Here is an 11,444-nt window from a genome sequence, read left to right on the forward strand (position 1 = left end):
ATATCTGGCCTGTGCAAGGGACATTGGATGGTTTGGTATTCTGATGCCGTGTTTCGTATGCCGGGTTTGTATGATTTGGCGAATGAACCAACGGATAGGACTGATGTTGCTCCGCTCTCTTTTCCGGGGTAACGATGCGGTGTTGGCGAGGCTGTTGGGTATTGTGATAAACCGTGGCTTTTAGCCAATGGTCTTTTTAAGGTAGGTAGAAAAGCGAATGGTTGAGGAATACAGTGCCAAGAACCTGTCTGTGCTGGAAGGGCTCGATGCCGTGCGCAAGCGCCCCGGCATGTATATCGGCACCACCGATAGCCAAGGGCTTATGCACTGCCTGTGGGAGATCATCGACAACTCCGTCGACGAGGCGCTCGCCGGCGCCTGCGACAAGATCGTGGTCACCCTGCACACCGACGGTTCCATCGAAGTGGCCGACAACGGGCGTGGCATCCCGGTGGACGTCGAAAAGAAGACCAAACTCACCGGCGTTGAGGTTGTCCTGACCAAGCTGCATGCCGGCGCGAAATTCGGCAATTCCTCATACGGCGCTTCCGGCGGTCTGCACGGTGTCGGTTCTTCGGTGGTCAACGCGCTGAGCTCCCGCCTCGATGTCGAGGTCGACCGCAACGGCAAGACCTACCATATGGCGTTCCACCAAGGGCATCCCGGCATTTATGACGATTCGGACGCCCAACACCGTTCGCCTGACAACAAATTCAAAAAGACACGAAAAGGCAAACCAACCGAGCTTGAGATCATCGGCAAGGTGAGTCCCAAGACCACTGGTACCCGCATCCGCTATTGGGCCGACCCTGAAATCTTCAACGACACCGCACGTTTCAACTATGATCAACTCATCGATCGCGTGCGTCAGACCAGCTTCCTGGTGCCGGGGCTGAAAATTGTGGTTATCGACGAGAACATTCCCGAAACCGGCGATGCCGCCGTCGATGACATGTTCGAAGTCGATGCACCGCGGCCTGAGGAATCTTCCGCCGGTAACGGTTCAGGCGTGGAGGCCGCTGAGACTTCTGAGACCCCTACGTTGGCTTCTGCCTTCGATGATGACGATGATTCTGAGGTTCCATTTGATGATTCCGCGGTTTCGTTCGATGATTCCGAAAATGATGGAGCCGATGATAACGAGAGATTATCGGAAGATAATGATGACGAAGCCGGCGCGGCTGACGATGACCCTGAAACCGCAGAAAATGATGATGATCATTCATCAAACGAAATTCAAGGCACCTTTGGCGGCGAAAACGGTAGGGGAACCAATGCTTCCCTGAACGTCGAAACCGACGGCCAACCCGAGCGTCCACACAAGCGCGTCGAGGAATTCCTTCATACCGGCGGCGTCAAGGACTTCGTCGATTTTCTCTCCCATGGCGAGCCCGTCTCGAGCGTTTGGAGCATTGCCGGCGACGCCACCTATACCGAGGAAACGCAGGCTGTGGACGCCAACGGAGACCTGCACGCCGAGAAGATCAAGCGCGACTGCTCGGTCAACATCGCCCTGCGCTGGGTCAACGGCTATGACACCACCATTCGCAGCTTCGTCAATGTAGTGGAGACCCCCGGCGGCGGCATGCACGTCGACGGTTTCCTGCAAAGTATCACCAAACAGGTTCGCAAGGCCGTCGAAGCCAACGCCCGCAAGCTCAAGGTCAACCTTAAGGACTCCAAGAACAAGGTCGAACGTGACGATATCCTCGCCGGCCTCGTCGCTGTGGTCACCGTGCGCATCGCCGAACCGCAGTTCCAAGGCCAGACCAAGGATGTGCTCGGCACGGCCCCGGTGCGTCCGATCGTCGCCAGAATGACCGATAAGCAATTTGGTGAGATGATCAACGGCACGCGGCGCGGCTTCAAGGAACAGTCCGGACGGGTGCTCGAAAAGATCGTCGGAGAAATGCACGCCCGTATCCAGGCTCGCAAGACCAAAGAGGTCACTCGCCGCAAGAACGCGCTCGAATCCGCCTCCATGCCCGCCAAACTCTCCGACTGCCAGCCGGGCAACGACGACGTGGCCGAACTGTTCATCGTCGAGGGCGATTCCGCACTCGGCACCGCCAAGGCCGCTCGCAACTCTGGCTTCCAGGCGCTCCTGCCGATCCGTGGCAAGATTTTGAATGTGCAAAAAGCAAGCATGACCCAGATCCTCGCCAACAAGGAATGCTCGGCGATTATCCAGGTCATCGGCGCAGGAAGCGGCGCGAACTTCGATGTCACCCAGACCCGCTACGACAAGGTCATCATGATGACCGATGCCGACGTCGACGGCGCCCACATCCGCATCCTCCTGCTGACCCTGTTCTACCGGTTCATGCGCCCGCTCATCTCGCACGGCCACGTCTACGCCGCCGTGCCGCCGCTGCACCGCATCGCGCTGGCTGGCAAGCACAAGGGCGAGTTCATCTACACCTATTCCGATGACGAACTGGCCGGCAAGCTCGCCGACCTCGACAAGAAAGGCATCGCCTACAACCCGGACGTCCAGCGCTACAAGGGCTTGGGCGAGATGGACGCCGACCAGCTGGCCGATACCACCATGGACCCGCGCACGCGAATGCTTCGCCGCATCTCGATGGAGGAGGCCGAGGACGCCAGCGGCATCTTCACCCTGCTCATGGGCGACGAGGTGCCCCCGCGCCGACAGTTCATCGTCGACAACGCCGACGATTTCGACCGTACCAAGATTGATACCTGATCATATTCGTTGGTTGCGTGGACGGCTTTTTGGCGATTCTATGACTAACCAGCTACAGATTGAGATCACCGGTTTATATAGTGCGCGGTTCGCGTGATTATTGATTTTCTTGGTTCTGCAGACGTTCCATACCATAGGGTAACCGTGTTTCGCTTCTTGGTTTTCGTCCCTACCGTTATGAGAGAATGACAACGTTGTCTTCGATTTGGGCGGTGGGGTTGTCGTTGTCTGGATCGTTGTCATGATCCAAAGGAGCTATCGTGACCAATCTGTTATTGGCCGTCATTTATCTGGCGTTTATTTCGCTGGGTCTGCCCGATTCGTTGCTTGGCGCCGCATGGCCGAGCATGCGTCCGCAGATGGGCGTGCCGCTTTCCTGGGTCGGCGGCATCTCGATGATCATTTCGGCGGGCACCATCGTCTCGTCCCTGCTTTCCGACCGCATGACATTGCGTTTCGGCACCGGGAAATTGACCGCCGCTTCAGTGGGACTCACCGCGGTGGCACTTTTCGGCTTCTCCGTGGCTCCCAATTACTGGGTGCTTGCCCTGATCGCGATTCCCTACGGCCTGGGGGCCGGTGGCGTGGACGCAGCACTCAACAACTATGTCGCCATCCACTATGCCAGCCGTCATATGAGCTGGCTGCACTGCATGTGGGGCATCGGCGCCTCCGTCGGCCCCTACATCATGGGCTTCGCACTTTCCAACGGGCAGGGTTGGCCGTGGGGTTATCGCTACATTTCCATCATCCAAGTCGTGCTCACTGTGGTCATAGTGCTGTCTTTGCCGTTATGGAAGGAACGCAAGTTGACGGGCGCAGGCGCAGCCAAAACGGATGACGATACCGTCGTTGCCAATGTCGCCGGATCTTCTGATGCGACTAAGGGCGGCGCGGCAGCCACTGCGGAAGGCCAGGATAGCGGCATTGCCGACGCACAGGTTTCCACGGGCAAATCCGAACCGACTCCCGCCAAGCCCAAGCCTTTAGGACTTCGCGGCGTTCTCGCCATCCACGGCGCCAAAGAGATACTGCTGATGTTTTTCTGTTATTCCGCTATAGAGACCACCTCCGGGCTGTGGGCTTCGAGCTATATGGTCGACCACAATGGCCTGAGCAAAGTTGTCGCGGCATCCCTGGCCAGCCTCTTCTATCTCGGCATCACCATAGGACGTGGGTTGAGCGGGTTCCTGACGATTCGCTTCGACGACCCGACGATGATTCGCATCGGCCAGTCCGTGCTGTTGCTCGGCATTGTCGTCATGGTGCTGCCATTGCCCGGCTATGTCACCACTGTAGTGGGATTGGTGCTCATCGGACTGGGTTGCGCGCCGATTTATCCTTGTGTCATCCATTCCACCCCCGATTATTTCGGTGTTGAGCGTTCGCAGGCGATTGTCGGGGTGCAGATGGCCTGTGCCTACACTGGTTCCATGCTGATGCCGCCATTGTTCGGGCTGATTGCCCAGCATATTTCCATCGTGCTTTACCCATGGTATTTGCTGGTGTTTCTGGTTGTCATGATTGTCATGCATGAAACATTGCGTCACAAGGTGCGTCAGGCGAGGGTATGACGGTTGTGCAACGTCTTGAGGCGTTGCGATAATCGAACATATGTACGAATGTCTGGATTTGTTCTCGTCGCCCACCGCGGCGTGGTTCAGTCATGCGTTCTCCGCCCCCACGGATGCCCAGCAGGAGGCCTGGCCGCATATCAAGTCCGGGGAAAACGTCTTGGTGGTCGCGCCCACCGGTTCCGGCAAGACCTTGGCCGCGTTTCTTTCCGCCATCGACGGGTTGATCGGGGAGCCATCGACTCAACGTGATGAATCTACGGCTAAATCGAAAAAAGTCGGCAAGGCAGACAAATCTCATAAACTCGGTGTCAAGGTGCTCTATATTTCGCCGTTGAAGGCGCTGGGAGCCGACGTCGAACGCAACCTGAGGGTTCCGCTGGAAGGTATAGCGGCCGAGTGCGTTACGCAAGGTTTGAGGCCGCCAGATATCGACGTGGCAATTCGTTCCGGGGACACCACAGCCAAGGAACGTCGCCGCATCGCCGCGCATCCGCCGGACATTTTGATTACCACTCCCGAGTCGCTGTATCTGCTCCTGACATCGAAAGCCCGACGCATCCTCAAAGGCGTCGAAACCGTAATCGTCGACGAGGTTCATGCGCTCGCCGCCACCAAACGCGGGGCGCATCTGGCATTGAGTCTGGAACGGCTTGATTTGCTCACCGGCCGAAAGGTACAGCGTATCGGGCTTTCGGCCACGGTCAATCCGCCCAAGGAAGCGGCGTTCTTCCTGGGTGGTGACCAGCCGGTCACCATTGTCGACGCCACCGATCCGGTGCACATGGACTTGAAAATCGTGGAGCCCGTCGCGGACATGGGTGCGCTGGGCACGGCGTCCGATGACGAAGGTGGTTTCCATATTGGTGGAACCGGCGCGGGAAAAGGGAAACCGGGACGCAACGCCGAACGCCACGATTCCCGCCATATCAGCGGCGTCAGTCCCGTCATGCGCGCCTTGGCCGAGGCCCGTAAAAATTCGGCAAGTGGTGATTCGAGGACGCAACTAGGCCAACATCACGATGCGGGAACGTATGCCGAGGTTTCCGGCAATTTCGGTAGATTCGACCAGAGCGTGAATTCGAAGCCTGTTTCAGGTCTGGGCCTCGATACGTCAAATGCTGAAGATCCGGAGAGATTGGGACAATTCGAGACGTTGAAACCCGTTTCAGGGTCGGGATCTGCTGCTTTGGATAGTGGCACCAGAATCGGTAATACCGATACGCTATCGTCCAGGCACGGCGACTATTCCTCATCCACTTCCTCCGCCTCGCACTCCATCTGGCCGGCGGTCGAACGCAGCATTCTCGACGAGATTTTGAGCCATCACAGCACGCTGGTGTTCGTCAATTCACGCGGACTGGCCGAAAGATTGACCGCTCGTATCAACGACCTGTACGCCGAAACCGAATGTGGTGTCGAAGTTAATAACCGTTCCTATGGCGACGGCAAACATTACGATTCCGTCGTCGGTTCCTCCACGTCCCTGGTCGGCTCGCATCCGAAAAACGAGACTATCGCCATGGCCCACCACGGGTCCGTCTCCAAGGAACGGCGCAAGGTCATCGAGGACGACCTGAAACACGGCCGTCTGCGCTGCGTGGTCGCCACCAGCAGCCTCGAGCTCGGAATCGATATGGGTTCGGTCGACATGGTCATCCAGGTCGCGCCTCCGTTGTCCGTTTCGTCCGGCCTGCAACGCGTCGGCAGGGCCGACCATCGCGTCGGCGGTATCTCGCATGCGCTGTTCTATCCGCTGACCCGTCAGGAACTGATTACCTCCACTGCGACCGTGGAAAGCATGAGACGCAGCGAAATTGAGCCTTTGGCCGTTCGCCATAACCCGCTGGATATTCTCGCCCAGCAGACGGTCGCCGCGGTGGCGATGGACGACCTCAAAACCGATGATTGGTATGCGGCCGTGCGTCGCACCGCGCCGTTCGCCACGCTTTCGCGAGACATGTTCGACAACGTCATCGGCATGCTTACCGGTGCCTACAATTCTGAGGAATTCTCGGCTTTCCGTCCACCGCTGCAACTCAATACCGAGCAAGGTATCATCTCCGCCCGTCCCGGAGCACAGCGTTTGGCCGTCACCAGCGGCGGCACCATTCCCGACCGCGGCACCTACACCGTCGTCCTGCCCGAAGCCGATGCCGGTTCAGGCCGAAAGAAAGTGGGGGAGCTGGACGAGGAGATGGTCTACGAGTCCCGCGTCGGCGATGTCATCACGCTTGGCACTTCGACGTGGCAGATTGACGAGATCACCAACGATCGCGTGGTGGTCACCCCGGCTCCTGGCCGTACTGCGCGGCTGCCGTTCTGGCACGGGGAAGGGCCCGGACGCGATGCGGGATTCGGAGCGTTGCTGGGTGCGTTCGTTCGTGAGATCAGCAACGGCCTGATACCGGCTTCAATTCCGGCTGTGGTTATATCACAATCCGATAATAACAATGCCGAGCCATTTTCTACTGATGTTTCGTCAGATGTCGCTAGCTCGCCGGATTCCCACGATTCAAAGCGTGCTGACAAAGCTCACTGGAACGGCACTGCTGGTCCGCATTTCGATGCTGTTATTGAAAAGCGCTTGCGCGACAACGGTTTGGACGGCAACGGACGCAGTAATTTGGCGCGATTGCTTGCCGAACAGAAGGCTGCTACAGGCGCATTGCCCACCGACAAGACCATCGTCATCGAACGCTGTCAGGACGAGGAAGGCGACTGGAGAATCATTCTGCATTCCCCGTATGGCCGGCGTGTCCACGAACCGTGGGCGCTCGCCGTCACTAACCGGCTCAAGCGCAAGTACGGTTTCGACGGTCAGACGTATGCCACCGACGACGGTATCGTGGTGCGCCTTCCCGAACAGGACAGTCACGTGAGTGCCGCCGAACTTTTCCAGTTCGATGCCGACGAATTGTTGCGGGATGTGGAGGAGGAGATCGGCGACTCGGTGCTCTTCGCCACCAGGTTCCGCGAATGCGCGGCGCGCTCGCTCTACATGCCGAGAATGAATCCCGGCAAGCGCGTGCCGTTGTGGCAGCAGCGTCTGCGGGCTTCGGAACTCTTGGCTGCGGCCAAGACCCAGCATAATTTCCCGCTGGTCTTGGAAACCGCTCGCGAATGTCTGCAGGATGTCTACGATCTGCCCGCGTTGAAGCGGCTCATGACCGATATCGATGATGGCACAATCGATGTCAAAGATGTCGAGACGCAAAGTTCGTCACCGTTCGCGCAAAACCTGCTTTTTGGCTTCGTAGGCTCGGTGATGTACGAATATGATTCGCCGCAGGCCGAGCGTCGCGCCTCGCTTCTGGCAATGGATCCGGAAGTCCTGGAAGAGCTTCTTGGCAGTGGCCATATCGCCGATGTGCTTGATCCGAAGGCCATCAAGCAGGTCGAGGAAGAGCTGAGCCATCGGCAGTTCTGGAATGAGCTGGAGCCTGATGACGTCAGCGGCAGAATGGTGCGATTCGCCAAAACGCATGGGCCGTTCACAGCGGATCAGGCCGTGAAGGAACTCGGCTTGGACGCCGCCACCGTGGTGCATGAGCTCGATGACTTGAAAGCCCGCGGCGTGCTGATGACCGGCGAGTTCATCAAGAATCTGCCCAGCCCGCAATACCTCCACCGCGAAGTGTTCCGTCGCATCCGTTCGCGCTCGCAGACGCTGACGCGCAAATCCCTGAAACCTGTAAGTTCCGAAACATATCAGTCATGGTTGATGGTGCGGCAGGGAATCGGCGCGAAAGCCAGCAGCAGTGCTTTTTCGCATGCACCGGGCGATCGTCGCTATCTAGCTGGTGATGATGATTCGATGGAAAATGATTCAATCGGAGAAGTTTCAGAAGGTTCTCGAGTTACTTGGCCACGATTTGTCGGAGCGGATGGTCTGTTGCGTGTCATCGAGCAGTTGGAAGGCATGCCGTTACCGGCCGCGATGTGGGAATCGTCGGTATTCCCGGCCCGAGTGCCGGATTTCACCCCATCGTTGCTTGACGAACTGCTTTCGTCTGGCGAGGTCGTTTGGGTGGGTTCCAAAGATGCCGCTTCTGATAGCGAAAATCTGAGCGCATCGTTGAAACCGGGCAAAATAGCGTTCTGTCTTTCGGATTCGCCATTGCTCGCAGGTGTCGGCGATCCTGATTCAGTCTCTGAGCAATCAGGTTCGCAGACAATTGCACAGTCGGTGGCGGCGGGAATGGATGATGAACGGAGTGGCAATAGCCAACTGGCAGAAAATCGATATCCGGAAATTCCTGCGACTGGTGTTCAATCTGGTAATCGACCCGCTCAATTCAGTACATTTGCGAAAAGAGAAGACGGTTCGGCCGAAAATGGCATGATGTCGCTGCTGTCTCTGGGTGGTTTCTATCGTGGCGAGCAGCTTGAGGAGCGTTGGCGTGCCAATGGAGGCTCGAAACCGCAAGAGGTCGTGGATCCGTTGACCGGCGAGGTCCGTATGTCTTCGCTCGGCGATTCGGGCTTCGAACGGGAACTTTGGTCGTTGGTGTGGCAGGGCAAGGTGACCAATTCGTCGTTCACGCCGGTTCGCGCCCTGCTGCAGAACGGGAATAGTGCACGATCCGCCAGTCGTTCGTATACAAGAACATCGTTGAGCCGTCATCGTCTTTATGGTCGCGCGCGAGTCGAACGTCGGCCGCAATTGCCGGGGACATTGGCTGGCCTGTGGTCGGCGGTCCGGAAGTCTCAGGGCGTGCTGCCGGAACAACGTGCCATCGCGCAGGTCGAAACGCTTATCGACCGCTATGGTGTTATCGCGCCTCCATTGATGGATATGGATCCCGAACCTTTAAGTTTTTCTGATATCTATCCGGTTTTGAAACAGATGGAAGCCACCGGCACGTTGGTTCGTGGCATATTTGTGAAAGGCTTGTCGGCGGTCCAATTCGCCGAACGTACCACCATCGACCGATTGCGTCAGTGGCGAGTGCAGAACGCCTCGCTGGCGGTGGCGTTGGATGCCGCGGATCCATCCAGTCTTGCCGGTGGTGCCGTCGCATGGCCGTCATTAAACACGCCCGACGGTTTAGCTGGTATCGCCCAAAACGGCAGCGCCGAAACCGATCAGGAGAACGATTCGACTGCTGTCAAATCTGCCGACATTGACACTGCTGAAGCGATGAGAAATTCACCAGAAAACGAAGGGAAACGCGATTTAGGCAAGGCGTCGGTTTCGTCGAACGATAGTCTGCTCGCCGATACCAGTGTCGGGACCATGCATAAGCGCAGAAAACCCGTGCAACCCATGCGCAAGGTCGGTTCCCTCGTCATCTTCATCGAGGGCAAGCCGATACTCTACGCCATTCCTTCCAGCCATCATCTGCTATGTTTTAAGGCCACTGATTTCGAGCTGCAACGAGCCGTCACCCAGCTAGCCGACACCTTGCACTCGCAGTACGAGTCAGGCCGGCGAACCGGAAACAAACGTGGCAGTGTCACCTTCCGCGATGTCAATGGCGAACCGTTAACCGCTTTGAATCACTACACGCAGCTATTGCGCACCGCCGGCTTCACCCCGTCCCCGCAGGGAATGAAGCTCTATCGGTAATCATAAATGGATAACGACAGGCAAGATAAAATAGGCAGAATTGAATATTTATTGAGTCTGTGATAATGTCATTGACATCATTCTGGTACATGCAACTGGTGGTGTATGTACTGTAAACGGCACCGTAATACTATTGAAGAAGATGGTTAAGGTGTCGGTAATTCTGCCTTCTATCAAAATCATGTCCTGTTTGGGCAAGTTAACTAATGCTGCTGCAAGCAATCCTCGTTTGGAAGTATTGGCAAAGAATCCAGACATTGGAACTTACCGCTTGCGAGTAGAAAATTCATTTGCATGTGGCCCCAATGTCGCTCTGGCGCACAATAGGGTAATTTCGGTTGCCCAAACAGTCGGGGTTGATACTGATGACGAGTGAGGATCGCGGTTATTCGCTGCTGCTTGTCGTCGTGGTCACCGGAATGACGACCTATATGCTTTATCCATTGCTGACCGTCCAGTTGTTGAAACAGGGATTCGATGCCGCCAATGCCGGCCTTATCCTTGGTGTGCTGTCCGGGGTCGGCCCGTTGTGTTCGTCGGCCTGCGGACAGGTCATGTCGAGAACCGGTGCAAAGCCCATAGCGGTCGCCGGTCTTGCATTGCGTGCCTGCGGGTTGGCCGTGTTCGCCACCGACGCCACGTTGCCTGTTTATCTGGTATGTTCCGCGGCGGCATCGTTGGGAAGCAGTAGTGCCAGTCTGGCGGTCAAGACGGAACTGATGCGCCGCGCCACATCGCGTAGGATGGTGACCTTGCGGTCGATGGCCGTGAACTCTGGCGCATTGGTGGGCCCAGCGGTCGGCGCGGGTCTCTTTGCGCTGTTGGGATTCAGACGTCTGGTACTGATATCGATTGCACTGTATGCCGTTCTTGCACTGCTGATGACCTTGCTGAGATTCAGTCCGCCGGAGGAGGAATCGCGTACGGCATCCAAGGGTTCAACAGTTGCGCAAGACCTGCGTGAGCAGGGCCGGAAGCTGTTCGGCCGCGATAGTGCCTTCCCGATTCTGCTGGTGTTGACTTTTATCTACTGGACCGTCTATGCGCAGTGGTCGCTGGTAGTGCCCATCGGTTCCTACGCGGGGTTCCATACGCAGACCGCCTCCAATGCGGTGTATATGGGCAATGCGGTCTTCATCCTTCTTTTGCAATATCCCTTGCTTGTCCATGCGCTCGGCAAAGTCAAGGACACGACGATTCTGTTTTTGGGATTCGCTAGCTTTGTGTGTGCATTCGGTGTCCTGCTGGTTCCGATCGGTGCGTTGCAGGTCGTGGTTTTCGCCTTGTCGTTCAGCCTTTCGGAGCTGTTGATCAGTCCGACACTTGACCTGTTGACGGGGAAGATCCGTGCGGCGAGTTCTATGTTGGGGCGTGCATATGGATGGACCGGCACTTTTTCCGGCATCGCGTCGTTGGTGGGTTCATGGGTTGGTGGATGGCTTATCAAGGTGTGTCACGGGATTTTCGGAGTGCCGCTTCTCTGCCTGCCTCTCGTGGCCTGTTCGTTGTTGCTGATTGTGTTGTTCAAAAAGAAGGAGCCTTCATTATGAGGATTTTCCCTGTTCGAATATAAGTGTAATGCAATAGTTGT

Annotated in this window: 4 protein-coding genes and 1 pseudogene; all 5 read left to right on the plus strand. The window is 57.0% G+C overall.

What is annotated here, in order from left to right:
- Window positions 1-217: 217 nt before the first annotated feature.
- A complete protein-coding gene (locus PT275_RS01505; protein ID WP_277151683.1) occupies window positions 218-2,707 on the plus strand; it encodes a DNA topoisomerase IV subunit B in 2,490 nt (829 codons plus the stop codon).
- A gap of 260 nt (window positions 2,708-2,967) precedes the next feature.
- Window positions 2,968-4,281 (plus strand): MFS transporter, encoded by a 1,314-nt coding sequence (locus PT275_RS01510; protein WP_277151686.1) that lies wholly within the window; start codon window positions 2,968-2,970, stop codon window positions 4,279-4,281.
- A 40-nt stretch (window positions 4,282-4,321) separates the two neighbouring features.
- A pseudogene (locus PT275_RS01515) lies at window positions 4,322-8,026 on the plus strand (DEAD/DEAH box helicase); the annotation flags it as partial.
- A gap of 1,969 nt (window positions 8,027-9,995) precedes the next feature.
- The gene (locus PT275_RS01520; protein ID WP_277151689.1) at window positions 9,996-10,229 is read left to right on the plus strand and encodes a hypothetical protein; all 234 of its coding nucleotides are present in this window, start codon (window positions 9,996-9,998) and stop codon (window positions 10,227-10,229) included.
- Window positions 10,219-11,403, plus strand: a complete 1,185-nt coding sequence (locus PT275_RS01525) for an MFS transporter (protein ID WP_277151693.1) — start codon at window positions 10,219-10,221, stop codon at window positions 11,401-11,403. Before PT275_RS01520 ends, PT275_RS01525 begins: the two co-directional genes overlap by 11 nt.
- The last annotated feature ends 41 nt before the right edge of the window (window positions 11,404-11,444 follow it).

This window comes from Bifidobacterium sp. ESL0745 (assembly GCF_029433335.1).
In the GTDB taxonomy this organism is placed as follows: Bacteria; Actinomycetota; Actinomycetes; order Actinomycetales; family Bifidobacteriaceae; genus Bifidobacterium.

Excerpts from the sequence above, each read along its gene's own strand:
- PT275_RS01505 (WP_277151683.1), top strand. The coding sequence starts at position 218 with ATGGTTGAGGAATACAGTGCCAAGAACCTGTCTGTGCTGGAAGGGCTC.
- PT275_RS01525 (WP_277151693.1), top strand. The coding sequence starts at position 10,219 with ATGACGAGTGAGGATCGCGGTTATTCGCTGCTGCTTGTCGTCGTGGTC.
- PT275_RS01520 (WP_277151689.1), top strand. The coding sequence starts at position 9,996 with ATGGTTAAGGTGTCGGTAATTCTGCCTTCTATCAAAATCATGTCCTGT.